The sequence below is a fragment of the Streptomyces sp. NPDC005181 genome, from assembly GCF_040608395.1.
Lineage (GTDB): Bacteria > Actinomycetota > Actinomycetes > Streptomycetales > Streptomycetaceae > Streptomyces.
The window spans coordinates 1-16,289 of the sequence record NZ_JBEXID010000013.1 but is presented as its reverse complement, the minus strand read 5'-3'; the positions used below and the strand labels follow the sequence as shown (position 1 = coordinate 16,289).

General features: G+C 70.3%; 17 protein-coding genes. 11 read left to right on the top strand and 6 right to left on the bottom strand.

The features are described from left to right. Nucleotides 1-51: 51 nt before the first annotated feature. Nucleotides 52-828, bottom strand: a complete 777-nt coding sequence (locus ABZV38_RS11740) for a VOC family protein (protein ID WP_356326616.1) — start codon at nucleotides 826-828, stop codon at nucleotides 52-54. 233 nt (nucleotides 829-1,061) lie between these two features. Between ABZV38_RS11740 and ABZV38_RS11735 the strand changes: the two genes are divergently transcribed. Then, entirely contained in the window at nucleotides 1,062-1,889 is an 828-nt protein-coding gene (locus ABZV38_RS11735) for a sulfurtransferase (protein WP_356326615.1), read from the top strand. A gap of 118 nt (nucleotides 1,890-2,007) precedes the next feature. Here the strand turns inward: ABZV38_RS11735 and sepH are convergent, their stop codons facing one another. Further along, a complete protein-coding gene (gene sepH, locus ABZV38_RS11730) occupies nucleotides 2,008-3,072 on the bottom strand; it encodes a septation protein SepH (RefSeq protein WP_356326614.1) in 1,065 nt (354 codons plus the stop codon). A gap of 496 nt (nucleotides 3,073-3,568) precedes the next feature. On the opposite strand from sepH, the gene ABZV38_RS11725 reads away from it, so the two are divergent. Next, nucleotides 3,569-4,516: a hypothetical protein gene (locus ABZV38_RS11725; protein ID WP_356326613.1), complete on the top strand. Its 948-nt coding sequence runs from the start codon at nucleotides 3,569-3,571 to the stop codon at nucleotides 4,514-4,516. 16 nt (nucleotides 4,517-4,532) lie between these two features. Here ABZV38_RS11725 and ABZV38_RS11720 read toward each other — a convergent pair whose 3' ends face one another. After that, nucleotides 4,533-5,855, bottom strand: a complete 1,323-nt coding sequence (locus tag ABZV38_RS11720; protein WP_356326612.1) for a D-arabinono-1,4-lactone oxidase — start codon at nucleotides 5,853-5,855, stop codon at nucleotides 4,533-4,535. After that, nucleotides 5,812-7,059, bottom strand: a complete 1,248-nt coding sequence (locus tag ABZV38_RS11715; protein ID WP_356326611.1) for an MFS transporter — start codon at nucleotides 7,057-7,059, stop codon at nucleotides 5,812-5,814. The genes ABZV38_RS11720 and ABZV38_RS11715 overlap by 44 nt, the downstream gene beginning before the upstream one ends. A 165-nt stretch (nucleotides 7,060-7,224) precedes the next feature. Between ABZV38_RS11715 and ABZV38_RS11710 the strand changes: the two genes are divergently transcribed. Further along, nucleotides 7,225-8,352 (top strand): ferrochelatase, encoded by a 1,128-nt coding sequence (locus ABZV38_RS11710; RefSeq protein WP_356326610.1) that lies wholly within the window; start codon nucleotides 7,225-7,227, stop codon nucleotides 8,350-8,352. A 42-nt stretch (nucleotides 8,353-8,394) separates the two neighbouring features. Then, complete coding sequence (locus tag ABZV38_RS11705) at nucleotides 8,395-9,213, top strand: inositol monophosphatase family protein (protein WP_356326609.1); 819 nt, start codon at nucleotides 8,395-8,397, stop codon at nucleotides 9,211-9,213. A 103-nt stretch (nucleotides 9,214-9,316) separates the two neighbouring features. On the opposite strand, the gene ABZV38_RS11700 is transcribed toward ABZV38_RS11705, so the two are convergent. Then, nucleotides 9,317-9,490, bottom strand: coding sequence for a hypothetical protein (locus tag ABZV38_RS11700; RefSeq protein WP_356326608.1), 174 nt, complete (start codon nucleotides 9,488-9,490; stop codon nucleotides 9,317-9,319). A gap of 358 nt (nucleotides 9,491-9,848) precedes the next feature. Here ABZV38_RS11700 and ABZV38_RS11695 point away from each other — a divergent pair, with 358 nt between their 5' ends. The 4 genes from ABZV38_RS11695 (at nucleotide 9,849) to ABZV38_RS11680 (ending at nucleotide 13,454) form a co-directional block, all read left to right on the top strand. Further along, on the top strand, nucleotides 9,849-10,502 hold the full coding sequence (locus ABZV38_RS11695) for a response regulator transcription factor (protein ID WP_030927249.1): 654 nt from the start codon (nucleotides 9,849-9,851) through the stop codon (nucleotides 10,500-10,502). A gap of 5 nt (nucleotides 10,503-10,507) precedes the next feature. After that, nucleotides 10,508-11,743 carry an ATP-binding protein gene (locus tag ABZV38_RS11690; protein ID WP_356326607.1) on the top strand — a complete coding sequence of 412 codons (1,236 nt, stop codon included), beginning with the start codon at nucleotides 10,508-10,510 and terminating at the stop codon, nucleotides 11,741-11,743. 406 nt (nucleotides 11,744-12,149) lie between these two features. Next, nucleotides 12,150-12,446, top strand: coding sequence for a DUF4193 domain-containing protein (locus ABZV38_RS11685; RefSeq protein ID WP_003965732.1), 297 nt, complete (start codon nucleotides 12,150-12,152; stop codon nucleotides 12,444-12,446). A gap of 12 nt (nucleotides 12,447-12,458) precedes the next feature. Continuing rightward, nucleotides 12,459-13,454, top strand: a complete 996-nt coding sequence (locus tag ABZV38_RS11680; RefSeq protein ID WP_356326606.1) for a hypothetical protein — start codon at nucleotides 12,459-12,461, stop codon at nucleotides 13,452-13,454. 39 nt (nucleotides 13,455-13,493) lie between these two features. Here ABZV38_RS11680 and ABZV38_RS11675 read toward each other — a convergent pair whose 3' ends face one another. Then, on the bottom strand, nucleotides 13,494-13,949 hold the full coding sequence (locus ABZV38_RS11675) for a DUF3093 domain-containing protein (protein ID WP_356326605.1): 456 nt from the start codon (nucleotides 13,947-13,949) through the stop codon (nucleotides 13,494-13,496). 58 nt (nucleotides 13,950-14,007) lie between these two features. Here ABZV38_RS11675 and ABZV38_RS11670 point away from each other — a divergent pair, with 58 nt between their 5' ends. The 3 genes from ABZV38_RS11670 to ABZV38_RS11660 are packed head-to-tail and all read left to right on the top strand — an operon-like array spanning nucleotide 14,008 to nucleotide 15,900. Then, nucleotides 14,008-14,592, top strand: coding sequence for a PaaI family thioesterase (locus tag ABZV38_RS11670; protein ID WP_356326604.1), 585 nt, complete (start codon nucleotides 14,008-14,010; stop codon nucleotides 14,590-14,592). Beyond that, on the top strand, nucleotides 14,592-15,128 hold the full coding sequence (gene dut / locus ABZV38_RS11665; RefSeq protein WP_356326603.1) for a dUTP diphosphatase: 537 nt from the start codon (nucleotides 14,592-14,594) through the stop codon (nucleotides 15,126-15,128). Before ABZV38_RS11670 ends, dut begins: the two co-directional genes overlap by 1 nt. Nucleotide 15,129: 1 nt before the next feature. Beyond that, nucleotides 15,130-15,900, top strand: coding sequence for a DUF3710 domain-containing protein (locus ABZV38_RS11660; RefSeq protein WP_356326602.1), 771 nt, complete (start codon nucleotides 15,130-15,132; stop codon nucleotides 15,898-15,900). Nucleotides 15,901-16,289 lie beyond the last annotated feature (389 nt).

Here is a 16,289-nt window from a genome sequence, read left to right as displayed (position 1 = left end):
GTCCGCACGAACGGAAGGGGCTCGGGCGGCGCGGCGATCGGCAGTGGGTGATCAGCGATCCGCCGACCGTACGATCGTGAAGACCGCGCCCTCCGGGTCCGCGACCGTCGCCATGCGCCCGCTCGACCCCTCCCGTGGTGGCTGCAGCACATGCCCGCCGAGATCCACCACCCGCGCGGCGGCCTCGTCGGTGTCGCCGACCTCGAAGTACGTCATCCAGTGCGGGCCCCGGTCGCGCGGCAGCGCGCGGCCGACGCCGTGCAGCGAGGCCACCGGGCGGCCGTCCAGATGCAGCGTCTGGTAGTCGAAGTCGGCCGAGACGACCGCTTCCGCCTCGAAGCCGAAGACCGCCTGGTAGAACTTGGCGACCGTCGAGGTCTCGCTGGTCACCAGCTCGTTCCAGACCGGGGTTCCGGGAGCCCCCGCGAGCGCCGTACCGACGTGCGCCGCGGCCTGCCAGATCCCGAAGACGGCCCCGCTCGGGTCGGAGGCGATGGCCATCCGGCCCGCCTCCGCCGCGTCGAGCGGCCCGACACCGACCGTCCCGCCGCAGGAGCGGATCGTCTCCGCTGTCACGTCGGCGTCGTCGGTGGCCAGATAGGTCGTCCAGGCGACCGGCAGATGACGGTCGGGCGGCAGCTGTCCGATGCCTGCGACCTCTTTTCCGTCGATCAGCGCGCGGACGTAGGGGCCCAGCTGGTCCGGACCGGGCACGAACTCCCAGCCGAACAGGCCGGCGTAGAACTCCTGCGTCGTGCACAGGCCGTGCACGATCAGGCTCACCCAGCAAGGTGTTCCGGGTGTGCGCCGGACGGCAGCCTCGGTCATCGTCACTCTCTCCTCGGACCATCGTGGTGGCCGTACGGGGGGAACGGGGCCGACGCGCCGACCGGCGGTGCGAGAGGTGTGCGCCCCGTGCAGATGCTTGCACCACCCGGCGCACGATGCGTCCCGGCCGCGCCGCATTGTCCGGTATCTCGACAGAGGAAGCCCGGTTTATTGCAATATGTCCGTGTGGGTGCTGGTACGGGTGGGCCGCCTCCTGCGCGAGGATGGCACCCATGAAGCCCATCATCTCCGCATCCGAATGCGCGAGCGAATCGGCGGGGCCACGTCCGCCGGTGCTCCTGGACGTACGTTGGCAACTCGGCGGGCCGCACGGCCTCCCCGACTACGAGGCCGGGCACATCCCGGGCGCGGTCTTTGTGGATCTGGACGCGGAACTCGCCGGACCGGCAGGCAGCGGTGGCCGTCATCCGCTGCCCGATCCGGAGCGATTCGGCGCAGTGATGCGCCGCGCAGGCGTCTGCCGGGACACTCCCGTGGTGGTCTACGACGGCGGCCAGGGCTGGGCCGCCGCGCGCGCCTGGTGGCTGCTGCGCTGGACGGGGCACTCGGACGTCCGCGTACTGGACGGCGGTCTCGCCGCCTGGGAGGGCGAGCTCTCCACCGAGACGCCCACCCCTGCCGAGGGCGACTTCAGGCCCGTACCGGGTGCACTGCCCCTGCTGGACGCCGATGGCGCCGCGGCGCTGGCCCGCTCCGGCCTGCTGCTCGACGCACGGGCCGCGGAGCGCTACCGCGGCGATGTGGAGCCCATCGACCGCGTCGGTGGCCATATCCCGGGCGCGGTCTCGGCCCCGACATCCGAGAACACCGGCGGTGACGGACGGTTCCTGCCCGCAGATGTGCTGGCGGCCCGTTTCAAGGAACTCGGCACGGACGGGGCACCAGAGGTCGGTGTCTACTGCGGCTCCGGTGTTTCCGGCGCGCATGAAGTGCTGGCCCTGGCCGTCGCGGGCATCCCTGCTGCGCTGTACGCGGGCTCCTGGTCCGAGTGGTCCGCCGACGATTCCCGGCCGGTCGCCAAGGGCCCCGATCCGCAGTAGCGGTGTCGGCCCTGCCCGTAACCGGAACTGCAGTAATGGGTTCCGGTCGGACGGGCGGAGAGCGCGAGGGCCCGCACGCCACTGCGTACGGGCCCTCGTCATGCCACAGTCACCCGGGTCAGTCCTGCTTCTTGCGGCGGGTACCGAAGACGATCTCGTCCCAGCTCGGCACGGCGGCCCGACGGCCCGGACGGACGCCGTCCGCCTCGGCCTGGCGATCCGTCGTCCCGGTCAGCCGGTCGCGGTGGCCGGCCACCGCTCGCGGCATCAGTACATCCGCATAGGCGGAACCGGCACCCGCGGAGGCCGCCGCGGCCGGCGGCTCGTCGGCCTCCGGCTCCTGCGTGGCAGGAGTGGTCGTCGGCGGCTCGGGCGGTGCGGGCCGCTCCGGCACCACCATGTCGCCACGGAAGCTCGGCACCGCCTCCAGCAGGCTGGTCAGCGAGTCGCGCTCACCGGCCGAGGCGCTGAGGTTGTGCTCGTCCGGCTCGGGCGGGGGTGGCGGAGCGGGCCGCTCCATCTGGCGGTCGAGGGCACGGTCCAGCGGCCGGTCGCGCGGCAGCCGCGCGATCCGCGGCACGAACGGGAAGCTCGGCTCCGGCGCTGCGACATCGTCGGTCTCGCCGATCAGTGAACGCGCCTCGTCGTCCACGGCCTGCACCAGCCGGCGCGGCGGGTCGTACGTCCAGCTCGCCGAGTGCGGCTCGCTCGCGACCCGGTACACCAGCAGGACTTCCCAGGTGCCGTCGTCGCGACGCCACGAGTCCCACTGGACGGTTTCCTTGTCGGCGCCGCGCAGCAGGAGCCGCTCCTGCACCGCCTCGCCGAGTTGGGGGCCGGTGTTCTCGCCGGGACGGCGCACAGGAGTCTTCCGGGCCCGCTCGGCCATGAAGGCACGCTCCGCGAGCACAGGGCCCTCGAAGCGGCGAACACGGTCGACCGGAATTCCGGCGAACTGAGCGACCTCCTCCGCGGAGGCACCGGCTCGTATACGGGCCTGGATGTCGCGGGGGCGGAGGTGGCTCTCCACCTCGATCTCGATCTGGCCGAGCCGCGCGCGGTCGTTGCGCACGGCGGCGCGCAGCCGCTCGTCGATCGGAAGCGTGTACTCCGTGCTGTCCGCAGCCTTGAGCACCAGTCGTGTGCCGTCGTTGGAGACGGCCACGACACGCAGTTCGGGCATGGGGACCTCCCGGGTGGTGCCTGCCGACGTCACGTGCGTCGCTGCTTCCGCTAGTCGAGTGTGGCCTGCCCGGGTGCAGCCTGCCACAACATTGCCGTGTTGCCCGGCGTGTCGGGCGCATGCCCTGGATCGCCGGTATGACACGGTGACCTATTGTGTAACGCTCAGTGATTATATATCACCCTGCGTAGTCAGTCTCCGTGCGATGCCGTGGCGCCGCCGGATCGAGTGCCTCCTTCGGCCCCCTCCCGAAGATCCCGGACACCACGCGGGAGTCCGGCCTCAGGGCTCGCCACAGTACTCCATTCGGGCCATGTGAGTGGACCGGCGCGCCGCCGAAGTTCTCGTCAGGTGCGGGAGTTGAGCTACCCACTTGGCCGCGATATGCCCATGATGCGTGTCCTGCTTCACAGAATCGCCTGAAGTGGAACCATTTACTTCGCCCAATTGTCCCTTCCTGTTGCATGGTGGGAGAGATGTCAATCAAGGGCTGGAAATGGTGCAGAAGCCGGAAAGTGACATAGAACCCAAGGGAAGGCGTATCGATCTGAGCGTGCCGCAGGTGGCGGGCAGTGCCGTGGCAGCGGTCGCGGCGGCCGTGGCGGCCTCACAACTGGGCGTGTACGGAACGATTTTCGGAGCCGGAGTGATGAGCGTCGTCGCCACCTGCGGCGGCTCTGTCTTCCAGCACTTCTTCCGCCGCACGGGCGAGCAGATCCGCGAAGTCACGGTATATACACGGGAGACGCGCGACACCCGTGGGGCACGCGAGGGGTGTGGGACGGGGAGCGAGCGGCGGCCGTCCGTCGCGTCCTTGGACGCCACGGCGGTGTTCCGTACGGTGGCGGCCGAACCGGACCGTACGCACCTGCGGGAGCCGCTCGCCGACGACGGGACCCGGCTGCTCGCGTCGTATCCGGCCGCCCTGGACGAGGAGTTCTCCGCGTCCACCACTCATGGCACCCGGATCCGCGGCTGGAAGCGGCCCGTGCTCGGCGCGGTGGCGGTCTTCGCCGTCTCGATGGCCGGCATCACCACGTACGAGCTGATCTCCGGCAACGATCTGAGCGGTGGTCAGGGAACGACCGTCGGCTCCGCCGTGCGCGGCGGGGAGCGGGGCTCAGGGCACGCCGACCAGGCGCCTTCGGTCAGCAGTGACCCGGGGCAGGGGCGGACACCGGGCCGGGAGAGCGGCGGGACAACGGGCACGGGCTCACCGGACGGGCAGAGCCGGAGTCCGGACACGGGACAGGACCGTTCCACGGCCGAACCGACGCCCACCTCCGCACCGTCGAGCCCGGGTGACGGTGCGACGGCTCCGGCCCCCACGTCCACCCCGACGGCGAGCGGTGACGGCAGCAGCGCCGCCCCGGACTCCACCGGCGCGGGTATTGCCCCGGGGCAGGAGGCCCCCGCCACGACCGGCACGGACACCGGTCGGTGACCGGTTGCTGCCGCGGTCAGTCGCCCAGGACCCGGCGCAGATAGTCGTTGCCGAACAGCCGGTCCGGGTCGAGCCGGTCGCGAACGGCGGTGAACTCGCCGAACCGCGGATACACCCCGGCCAGGTACTCGGCATCGCGGGTGTTCACCTTGCCCCAGTGCGGGCGGCCGCCGTGGGCGGTCATGATCCGCTCGACCGCGGTGAAGTACGCCTGGTAGGGCGTGCCCTTGTAGAGATGGACGGCGATGTACGCGCTCTCCCGGCCCGAGGCCGTGGAGAGCGCGATGTCGTCCGCGGGGGCCGTGCGGACCTCCACCGGGAAGCTGATCCGCAGCGGTGAACGGTCCACCATCGCCTTGACCTCGCGCAGTGCCTCGACGGCGGCCTCGCGCGGCAGGCCGTACTCCATCTCCACGAAGCGGACCCGGCGCGGGCTGGTGAAGACCTTGTACGGGATGTCGGTGTACGTACGGGCCGACAGGGCGCGGCTGGAGAGCTTGGCGATCGACGGGATCGCCGCGGGGACCGCCCGGCCGAGCGAACAGGCCACCTGGAAGATCCCGTTGGAGAGGAGCTCGTCCTCGATCCAGCCGCTGACCTTGCCGGGCGGAGCGGCGGGGCCCGCGCTGCGGTTGTTGCGCTTGGTGTTGCAGTTGCCGGTGTGCGGGAACCAGTAGAACTCGAAGTGCTCGTTCTCGGCGACCAGCTGATCGAAGTCGGTCGTGACCTTGTCGAAGGCCATCGGCTCCTCACGGGCCGTCAGCAGGAAGGCCGGCTCCACGGCGAACGTGATCGCCGTGAGGACACCCAGGGCGCCGAGCCCGATCCGGGCGACGGCAAAGATGTCGGCGTTCTCCTTCTCCGAGCAGGTCAGCACCGTGCCGTTCGCCGTGACCAGTTCGAGGGCGCGGATCTGGGCCGATATGGACGCCGAGTCGCGGCCGGTGCCATGGGTGCCGGTCGAGGTGGCCCCGGCGACCGTCTGCTCCATGATGTCGCCCATGTTGGTGAGCGACAGGCCCTCCCGGGCGAGCGCGGTGTTCAGCCGCTTCAGCGGAGTGCCGGCCTCGACGGTCACCGTCATCGCCTTGCGGTCGATCTCCCGGATGCCGGTGAGCAGATCGGGGCGGATCAGGAGGCCGTCGGTGGCCGCGGTCGCGGTGAACGAGTGGCCGGTGCCGACGGCCTTCACCTTCAGACCGTCCTCGGAGGCCCTTCGCAGCGCCTGCGCCAGCTCGTCGACGGATGCGGGGGAGGCGGTCCGTACCGGACGGGCGGTGACATTGCCCGCCCAGTTACGCCACGCGCTCGTCGTCGTCCGTGCGTAGGTGTCGGTCATCTTCCCCGCGCCTCCCCGTAGGAACCGGCTCGGCCAGCCGGCGATACCCCAGGAACGCCACCGCGGCCGCGACCGCTCCCGCCACGACGGGCACCGCGTACCCCGCTGCGGCCCCGGACGCGTCGACCACCCAGCCTGCGGCCGAGGAGCCGAGCGCCACACCGACGGCGAGCCCGGTACCGGTCCAGGTCATGCCCTCGGTCAGCTTGGCGCGTGGTACGTGCTGCTCGACGAGGGCCATGGTGGTCACCATCGTCGGTGCGATGGCTAGGCCCGCGACAAAGAGCGCCACGGCCAGAAACGGCAGGTTCCCGGCCAGTTGGAGGGGGATCATACTCACGGCCATCGCGCACACCCCCACCAGCCACCTGGTGGCCGGTTTTCCCTTGAGATGCAGCAGCCCGAAGACGGCTCCGGCGAGGCAGGACCCCAGCGCGTACACGGCCAGCACCAGGCTCGCCGCGACCTTGTGGCCGTGCTCCTCGGCGAAGGCCACCGTCACCACATCGACCGCCCCGAAGATCGCCCCGGTCGCGACGAAGGTGGCCACGAGCACCTGAAGGCCTGGGGAGCGCAGCGCCGAGCCGCTGGTGTGCTGCTCGCGCGGGTGCGGCAACGGCTCGGTGGCACGCTGGGCCGTCAGCCAGAAGACGCCGACAAGCAGGAACCCGGCGGCCAGCAGCGGACCCGCCTCGGGGAACCAGGCCGTGGACAGGCCGATCGAGATGATCGGCCCGAAGATGAAGCACACCTCGTCGACGATCGACTCCCACGAGTACGCGGTGTGCAGCTGCTGCGGCGAACCGTGGTAGATCTCCGCCCAGCGGGCCCGGGTCATCGCACCCACGCTGGGGACGCAGCCGGCGCCCGCCGCGAAGACGAAGAGCGTCCAGTCCGGCAGCCGCTGCTGCGCACAGATCAGGAGACCGGCCACCGCCGCCATCGCGACGAGGGTGACGGGACGCAGGACACGCCGCTGCCCGTGCCGGTCGACGAGCCGGGACACCTGCGGGCCGAGCACGGCGGCCGACATCGCCAGCGTCGCGGAGAGCGCGCCCGCGAGCCCGTAACGGCCGGTGATCTGGGACACCATGGTCACCACGCCGATGCCCATCATGGACAGCGGCATCCGGCCGAAGAAACCTGCCGCCGAGAACCCCTTGGTGCCGGGGGCGGCGAAAATCGCACGGTAGGGACTGGGCAAGCGGGGCTCCGGTACAGCGAGGTCATGCGCGGGTGTAATGCATGAAGGTGGTTGCTACAGCTTACGGGCGGGCCACTGCGCAGGACACCGCGGCAGGTGCCCGACAGGCGCGCCGGGTGGACGTCGGTCGAAGCGCTGTCACAAGCGGGTGGCAGGATCGTTCCCATGTCCGATCTGTGCGCTCCCGCTCCCTACGACGCCCTGCTGCTGCTGTCCTTCGGCGGACCCGAGGGCCCGGACGACGTGGTCCCGTTCCTGGCGAACGTGACGCGCGGCCGCGGCATCCCCGAGGAGCGGCTCAAGGAGGTCGGCAAGCACTACTTCCTGTTCGGGGGCGTCAGCCCGATCAACGCCCAGAACAGGGCCCTGCTGGACGCTCTGCGCAAGGACTTCGCGGAACACGGACTCGATCTGCCGGTGTACTGGGGCAACCGCAACTGGGCCCCATACCTGACCGACACCCTGCGCGAGATGGTCGCCGACGGGCACCGCCGCATCGCCGTCCTCGCCACCAGCGCCTACGCCTCGTACTCCGGCTGCCGTCAGTACCGCGAGAACCTCGCCGAGTCGCTGGCCGTCCTGGAGGCCGAAGGGCTGCCGGTGCCACGCGTCGACAAGCTCCGGCACTACTTCAACCACCCCGGATTCGTACGGCCCATGGTGGACGGCGTCCTGAAGTCCCTGGCCGACCTCCCCGAGAACGACAGGGCCGGGGCGCACCTCGCCTTCACCACGCACTCCATCCCCACCGCCGCCGCCGACACCTCCGGCCCCGAGGAGACGCACGGCGACGGTGGCGCCTATGTGGCCGAGCATCTCGACGTCGCACGGCTGATCGTCGACGCGGTCCGCGAGGAGACGGGCACCGACCACCCGTGGCGGCTCGTCTACCAGTCGCGCAGCGGCGCCCCGCACATCCCGTGGCTGGAGCCCGACATCTGCGACCACCTCGAGACGCTCCATGGGGAGGGCGTGCCCGCCGTGGTGATGGCCCCCATCGGCTTCGTCTCCGACCACATGGAGGTCCTGTACGACCTCGACACCGAGGCCACCGCGAAGGCCGCCGAGCTCGGTCTGCCGGTCCGGCGGTCCGCGACGGTCGGTGCCGACCCGCGGTTCGCCGCGGCCGTGCGCGAGCTGGTGCTGGAGCGCGCAGCCACCGAGCAGGGGCGCCCGGTGGAGCGGTGCGCGCTCGGGGCGCTCGGCCCGAGCCACGACCTCTGTCCCGTCGGCTGCTGCCCGGCCCGTGCCCGCAAGCCTGCTGCCGCGGGCGCCGACAGTCCCTACGCCTAGGAGCGCTGTAACGCTGTGAACCCTGAGACCCCTGTGTCCTCTGTGACCGACCCCGTCCTGTCCGAGCTGCTCGACCTCGCACTGGAGGCAGCCCGGCGTGCCGGTGCGTTGCTGCGCGACGGCCGCCCCGCGGATCTGGGCGTGGCTGCGACGAAGTCCAGCCCCATCGACGTCGTCACCGAGATGGACATCGCCGCCGAGAAGCTGATCACCGGCTTCCTCGCCGAGCACCGCCCCCAGGACGGCTTCCTCGGCGAGGAGGGCTCCAGCTCCCCGGGAAGCAGCGGCGTCCGCTGGGTCATCGACCCGCTCGACGGCACGGTGAACTACCTCTACGGACTGCCGACATGGGCCGTCTCGATCGCCGCCGAGCGGGACGGCGAGCGGATCGTGGGCGTGGTGGAGGCCCCGATGCGCGGCGAGACGTACTTCGCGGCCCTCGGTAGCGGTGCGTACGCAAACGGCGGGACGTACGGCGAGGGCGCCGCGCTGCGCAGCCGACCCGCGCCGCCGCTCGATCAGGCGCTGGTCTCCACCGGCTTCAACTACGTGACCGACGTCCGCGCGCACCAGGCGGACGTCGCCCGGCAGCTCATCCCGAAGCTGCGCGACATCCGGCGCGGCGGCTCGGCCGCCATCGATCTCTGCGACGTCGCCGCCGGCCGGCTGGACGGCTACTACGAGCGTGGGCTCCACCCCTGGGACCTCGCGGCCGGTGACCTGATCGCCCGGGAGGCGGGCGCCCGCACCGGCGGGCGGCCCGGACTGCCCGCCGGCGGCGAGTTGACCCTGGCCGCCACGCCGGGTGTCTTCGAGCCCCTGCAGGCACTTCTGGAGGAGCTGGGCGCCTGGCACGACTGACGGCGCCGCCGGCAAAGCCCCTGGTGCAGGCTGTGGCGGACGCTGATGGACAGCACAGGGCCCCCCGGCGTCATTGGCGACGCCGGGGCCCTGTGCCGACGGCTCAGACGGCCGTGGCGTTGATTTCGACGCCGTGCTCGGCGGCCAGGCGGTGCAGGTCGTCCAGCTCTCCCTGCTCGAGGTCCGCGAGGAAGTCGTCGCCCGTCTCACGTGCATGGGTGAGGTCGGACTGCGTGGTCTTGATTCGTTGCAGCAGACCTGCGGTGAAAGCGTCCATAGTGCGCCCCCTCATCGTGGGTCGGTGGCACGGGGGTGTGCCCGGGTTTCCCTCCGCCGAGGGCGGTAGGGCGGGTGATCACGCACTCTCCGGGGAACGGAGCGGCCGTCGAGTGCCACATACATGGCGTGATCGCGGGTGTGAATTCGTCCTCCCCAGACCAGGGCTCAGAGAAACCTCAACTGGCCCGGAAATCCGGTGAATTCCCGGAAGCCGCAGGTCGTGCCGCGCCGCCTTACCGCCGGTTTATACGCGTTGCGGGCAGGATGGTGCCGCACAGACAGTGCTGCTGAGCGGCCCGGATCACGGTCCGTGGGCTCATTCGGACGTTCTGAAGTTTCAAAGGAAGGACAGCGCCGTGCGCGTACTCGTCGTGGAGGACGAGCAACTGCTCGCCGATGCGGTGGCCACCGGACTGCGCCGGGAGGCCATGGCCGTCGACGTCGTGTACGACGGTGCGGCCGCCCTGGAGCGCATCGAGGTCAACGACTACGACGTGGTGGTGCTGGACCGGGACCTCCCCCTGGTGCACGGCGACGACGTCTGCCGTCGCATCGTCGAGCTGGGCATGCCGACCCGGGTGCTCATGCTCACCGCATCCGGGGACGTCAGCGACCGCGTGGAGGGCCTGGAGCTCGGTGCCGACGACTATCTGCCCAAGCCGTTCGCCTTCAGCGAGCTGACCGCGCGGGTACGGGCCCTCGGACGCCGCACGACGGTCGCGCTGCCGCCTGTCCTGGAGCGCGCCGGCATCAAGCTGGACCCCAACCGGCGCGAGGTCTTCCGCGACGAGCACGAGATCCAGCTCGCGCCGAAGGAGTTCGCCGTGCTGGAGGTGCTCATGCGCAGCGAGGGTGCAGTCGTCTCGGCGGAGCAGCTGCTGGAGAAGGCCTGGGACGAGAACACCGACCCGTTCACCAACGTCGTGCGGGTGACGGTCATGACGTTGCGCCGCAAACTCGGAGAACCGCCGGTGATCGTCACCGTGCCCGGTTCCGGCTACCGGATCTGATGGCCGTGTCCGCCGCCCCGGCGCCGCCCACGGCGCCCCCGAAGCCCACCTGGGACCCCAAACAGCTGGAGCCCCCATACCCCTGGCTGCGCCCGACCATCCGGATACGGCTCACCCTCCTGTACGGCGGGATGTTCCTGATCGCCGGCATCCTGCTGCTCTCGATCATCTACATGCTGGCCGCGCAGGCCCTGCACGTGGGCAGCGAGCTGCCGTTCAAGATCGTGAGCGGCCAGGTGTCCAGCGACGTGTGCAACCTGTCCGGTGAGGGATCGTCGCCGAGCGCCGTCAACGCGGCCATGAACTCCTGCGTCAACCATCAGCGCCAGCAGGCGCTCGATACGCTCCTGAACCGTTCGCTGCTGGCCCTCGTCGGCCTGAGCGTCATCGCCTTCGCCTTCGGTTACGCCATGGCGGGGCGGGTGCTCTCCCCGCTGGGCCGGATCACCAGGACCGCTCGCCAGGTCGCCGGTACGGACCTGTCCCGGCGGATCGAGCTGGACGGTCCGGACGACGAGCTCAAGGAGCTCGCCGACACCTTCGACGACATGCTCGACCGGCTGGAGCGGGCCTTCACCGCGCAGCAGCGGTTCGTCGGGAACGCCTCGCACGAGCTGCGCACCCCGCTCGCGATCAACCGCACGCTGCTGGAGGTCCATCTCTCCGACCCGCAGGCGCCGCCGGAGCTCCAGCAGCTCGGCAAGACCCTGCTGGCCACCAATGAGCGCAGTGAGCAGCTGGTCGAGGGCCTCCTGCTGCTCGCCCGCAGCGACAACCAGATCATCGAGCGCAAACCGGTCGACCTCGCCGAGGTCGCCTCCCGTGCGCTCGACCAGACGCGCGGCGAGGCAGAGGAGAAGGGCGTGGAGATCCGCGGTGAGATCGTGCCCGCCGTCGTCCAGGGCAACGGGGTGCTGCTGGAGCGGATCGCGCTGAACCTCGTGCAGAACGCCGTGCGCTACAACGTCCCGGAGGAGGGCTGGGTGGAGGTCACCACGGAGCTGCAGCCGGGGCAGGCGGTGCTGGTGGTCTCGAATACCGGCCCGGTGGTGCCGGCGTACGAGATCGACAACCTCTTCGAGCCCTTCAGACGCCTCCGTACGGAGCGAACGGGCAGCGACAAGGGGGTCGGGCTCGGCCTGTCGATCGCGCGGTCCGTGGCGCGCGCTCACGGCGGCCGTATCATCGCGGAGCCCCGTGAGGGCGGTGGTCTCGTGATGCGCGTCACCCTGCCGGTCTGAGAGGCTGGTCCGAGCGATTCATACACAAATCGCGCTGTTCGCTTTGAGCGGAATTTTCGGGACCCGTGCCAGGAAGGGCCGTGTGTGATCGATCACAGGAGCGAATTTCGGTCCATCCACGCTCCGTGATCAGGCCTCCCACCAAAAATCCGGCAAAAGTCGGGGTTTTCGGGGGTCGATATTACGGGAAGTACACGGGGTGGCGCCCGTGAAGTATGGCATTCGGACCGTGTACGGTCCCCTTCGCCACCCAAGCCGATCGCTCTCGAGAGGTCTGCTCGGGTGTCGATTGAGTAACAGACCTTGATGTGAGGCAAAATCTCCGCCTCGGGTCGGGCACAAGTCCGGCCTCTCACGCGTTACGTGCGCTGAGACACCGCAGACACCCAGAGGGGGAGTGCGACAAATGGCAACGGATTATGACACCCCACGCAAGACCGACGATGACGTCGACCAGGACAGTCTTGAAGAGCTCAAGGCGCGCCGGAGCGACAAGACGGCGTCCGCCGTCGACGTCGACGAGTTCGACGCCGCCGAAGGACTGGAGCTGCCCGGAGCAGACCTGTCCAATGAAGAGCTCGCTGTAAGGGTCCTGCCCAAGCAGGCCGACGAGTTCACGTGCATGAGCTGCTTCCTCGTGCACCACCGGAGTCAGCTGGCTCGTGAGAAGAACGGCCAGCCGATCTGCCGCGACTGCGACTAGGTTCGGTCGGCCGTGGCAGGCGATACACCGTTCCGGAAGCGGCGCTTGTGGCGTAGGAGGTCGTGGGAGGCGTATCAGGGCGGTACAGGCCCGGTGGAAGGCGTAGCAGCGCCTGCCGAGCGGTCCGCCCTGCCACCCCCTCCGGGCGACTCTGACGACGAGCGGGGCCGCTGGGCCTCGCTCGAAGCAGTGGAAGCCGCCATCGCGGCAGAGGTGGCACGAGCAGGACGAGTAGCAGCACCAGCAGTCGACGCGGCCGACAGGGCCGAGCAGCAGGTCGACAGGACGGAGCCCGTGACCGGGGCAGGCCGTCTGCACACAGTGAAACGGGGCGTCTACAAGAGCGGGGAGAGCGCCAAGGCGGCGATCGGTCATATCGCCGACCGGATCATCGAAACGGCTCCCCGCGTCCCTGTGCGCGACCTCGCCACCCTGCGCAGGCAGTTCCCGGGACTCGGTCCCGAGGAGCTCGCCGACAAACTCATCGCAGGCGCGAGCAAGGGCACGGCCACCGTCGGCGCCGGTATCGGCGCGGCGGCCATGATGCCCGTGCCGCCGGCCATGCTCGCCGAGCTGGCCGCGGAGATCACCGGCGTGGCCGCGATCGAGATGAAGCTCGTGGCCGAGCTGCACGAGGTCTACGGTCAGCGCCCGTCCGGCGGTCTCGCTCAGCGCAGCACCGCGTACGTCACCTCCTGGACGGAGGAGCGCGGCATCGATGCCGCCCACCCCACGACGATCAATGCGGCGCTGGGCGGCCAGATGAAGCGGGAGCTGCGCCAGCAGATCATGAAGCGCATGGCGCGCAATCTGCCGAACCTGGTCCCGTTCATGATCGGCGCCGCCGTCGGCGCGATGATGAACCGCCGCGACACGAAGAAGCTTGCCGAACGGGTCAGGAAGGACCTGCGCAAGCGCCAGATCCCCTGGGACCGGCTTCCGGAGCAGCCGCCGCTGGAGCGGCCGCGGAAGCTGCACAAGGACCTCCCGAAGGAGATCGAGGGCTGACCCCTCCCGTGCCTCGGCAGCCGCGGTGGACCGTGTGTCCTAGGCCCGTACCGCCGTGAGCGCTGCCACCAGGGCCTGCGGCTCCCGGGTCGACAGATAGACATACGGGGTCGGGTCCTGCGGGTCCGTGACCTCCACCCGTACCGCCGTGGGGATGTAGCTGCGCAGCAGCACGAACGCGCGGGTGTCCGCCTTGTACGAGCGCCACGCGCGCGCCTCCTCGGCGTCCAGCGCCTCGGCCGTGCCGAGCGCCGTCACCGGGATCCGGGCGTCGCCCGCGACCAGGGCGCCCGCCACCACCCGGATCCGGGCAGAGCCGTACGAGCTGACCGCGAGCGAGGCGAGGGCCGTGCCGCCGACCAAACCGCCCAGCAGCGGCAGGGTGCCGAGCGGCAGCAGCAACAGGGCGCACGCGACGCCGACCAGGAAGGCGATGAGCCACCACGAACGGGGCGCGGTCAGACGTTCGTCGAAAGGCGGGGTGGAAGGCTGCATGAACCCAAGCTTGGCACGGTGCGACCTGCGGGTACCCGCGCGGGTAAGGTCTGCGCCTGTGAGTGGAACATCTGCGGCTCTGAAGCCACCGGCCGACGCGGTGAAACCGGTCCGGCACCCCGACGCCCCGGCCCCCGGCGAGCTCCTCGGTTCGCACTACGAACACTGTTTCGGCTGTGGCGGGGGGCAGGCGCACGGTCTGCACCTCCAGGCGCGGGCCGGCGAGGGTGTGAGTGTCATCGCCGAGTTCACCGTGAAGCCCGCCCACCAGGGCGCTCCGGGACTGGCGCACGGCGGCGTGCTCGCCACCGCGCTGGACGAGACGCTCGGCTCGCTGAACTGGCTGCTGCGGGTGATCGCGGTGACCGGGCGGCTGGAGACCGACTTCGTGCGTCCGGTGCCGGTGGGCACCGTGCTGCACCTGGACGCCGAGATCACCGCCGTGCACGGCCGGAAGATCTACTCCCGCGCGACCGGCCGGATCGGCGGCCCGGACGGGCCCGTCGCGGTCCTCGCCGAGGCCCTCTTCATCGAGGTCAAGGTCGACCACTTCATCGAGAACGGCCGCCCGGCCGAGATCCAGGCCGCGATGGCCGACCCGGACCAGGCCAAGCGTGCCCGAGCCTTCGAGGTGAACCCGTGATGCGCCATCCTGTCGACGTACTGATTCGCCGGGTCGATCCGGAAGTACCGATTCCGGCCTATGGGCATCCGGGCGACGCAGGGGCCGATCTGGTGACCACCGAGGCCGCCGAACTCGCCCCCGGTGAACGGGTGGTGCTGCCCACCGGCGTGTCGATCGCCCTGCCCGACGGGTACGCCGCGTTCGTGCACCCGCGGTCCGGCCTCGCAGCACGCTGCGGAGTCGCCCTCGTGAATGCCCCGGGGACGGTTGATGCCGGGTACCGTGGAGAGATCAAGGTGATCGTCATCAATCTCGACCCGCGCGAACCCGTACGGTTCGAGCGGTTCGACCGGATTGCCCAACTGGTCGTCCAGCAGGTCGAGAAGGTGCGCTTCCACGAGGTGTCGGAGTTGCCCGGCTCGGCCCGGGGCGAGGGTGGCTTCGGATCCACCGGCGGGCATGCCACCGGTGATGATGTTGATGGCGTCAGGGGCGGGATCACCCAGGGCGGGAACAGCTACGCTTCGGTCGTACCCGACCGGGAAGGACAGTGACGTGTTCGGACGTCGCAAGAAGAGTGGTTCCGCCGAGGATGTGGCGGACGAAGCGCGCGAGGCCGAGCAGGTCGTCGACGAGCTCGATGACACCGACGCCGAGAGCGGTGCGCGCCGGGTGAATCTCCCGCCGGCGCCGCGGCCGGACGGACCGTGGGACATCGACGAGGTCTCCCAGCCCGGCGAGGGCCGGGTCGACCTGGGCGGCATCTTCGTCCCCGGGGTCGAGGGCATGGAGCTGCGCGTCGAGGTCGCCGGAGACGCGATCGTCGCCGCCACCGTCGTGCTGCGCGACAGCGCGATCCAGTTGCAGGCTTTCGCCGCGCCCAAGAAAGAGGGCATCTGGGGCGAGGTCCGCGAGGAGATCGCCACCGGCATCACCCAGCAGGGCGGGATCATCGACGAGGTCGAGGGTCCGCTGGGCTGGGAACTGCGGGCGCAGGTCCCCGTACAGCTTCCGGACGGGACGAACGGCGTGCAGCTGGTGCGCTTCGTCGGCGTCGACGGGCCCCGCTGGTTCCTGCGCGGAGTGATCTCCGGCCAGGGGGCCGTGCAGCCGGAGGCCGCCGGGCTGCTGGAGACGATCTTCCGGGACACCGTGGTCGTCCGCGGCGAGGGCCCGATGGCGCCGCGCGACCCGATCGTCCTCAAGCTCCCCAATGACGCCCAGATGGTGCCCGAGGGTGTGCAGCAGGAGGACCAGGAGGGCTCGAAGTTCTCCGGTGGCATGGGTCAGCTCCAGCGCGGACCCGAGATCACCGAGGTGCGCTGAGCCGCCGACCGTGGCGTGAAACAGCTCAGGCCGGTGGGCCGTACTTCTCTTCGAGGGAGGTGCGGCCCACCGGCCTTCTGCGTGCCCGCGCAGCGCGCGTACCGGCACGTATATGGGGCGCGTATGGGGCACGTATGGGCGTCGTCAAGGGCGCGCCCCTCCCCGTAAGGAAGGCATCAACGCAGGCCGCAGGGGCTTCGGACGGGGTTTGCTCAAGAGGTCCGAAAACCCGTCCTCATCTAGGAGCACACGGTGGCCGATATGGCCTTCGTCGTCACCACGATCGCGGTCTTCGCGCTGGTGGCTCTCATCGCCAAGGGGGTGGCGAAGCTGTGACTGCCGAGAACATTGTCGGTCTGATCGTGGCCGTCGCCCTGCTGGGATATCTC

Excerpts from the sequence above, each read along its gene's own strand:
- ABZV38_RS11740 (WP_356326616.1), bottom strand. The coding sequence starts at position 828 with ATGACCGAGGCTGCCGTCCGGCGCACACCCGGAACACCTTGCTGGGTG.
- ABZV38_RS11735 (WP_356326615.1), top strand. The coding sequence starts at position 1,062 with ATGAAGCCCATCATCTCCGCATCCGAATGCGCGAGCGAATCGGCGGGG.
- sepH (WP_356326614.1), bottom strand. The coding sequence starts at position 3,072 with ATGCCCGAACTGCGTGTCGTGGCCGTCTCCAACGACGGCACACGACTG.
- ABZV38_RS11725 (WP_356326613.1), top strand. The coding sequence starts at position 3,569 with ATGGTGCAGAAGCCGGAAAGTGACATAGAACCCAAGGGAAGGCGTATC.
- ABZV38_RS11720 (WP_356326612.1), bottom strand. The coding sequence starts at position 5,855 with ATGACCGACACCTACGCACGGACGACGACGAGCGCGTGGCGTAACTGG.
- ABZV38_RS11710 (WP_356326610.1), top strand. The coding sequence starts at position 7,225 with ATGTCCGATCTGTGCGCTCCCGCTCCCTACGACGCCCTGCTGCTGCTG.
- ABZV38_RS11700 (WP_356326608.1), bottom strand. The coding sequence starts at position 9,490 with ATGGACGCTTTCACCGCAGGTCTGCTGCAACGAATCAAGACCACGCAG.
- ABZV38_RS11685 (WP_003965732.1), top strand. The coding sequence starts at position 12,150 with ATGGCAACGGATTATGACACCCCACGCAAGACCGACGATGACGTCGAC.
- ABZV38_RS11675 (WP_356326605.1), bottom strand. The coding sequence starts at position 13,949 with ATGCAGCCTTCCACCCCGCCTTTCGACGAACGTCTGACCGCGCCCCGT.
- dut (WP_356326603.1), top strand. The coding sequence starts at position 14,592 with ATGCGCCATCCTGTCGACGTACTGATTCGCCGGGTCGATCCGGAAGTA.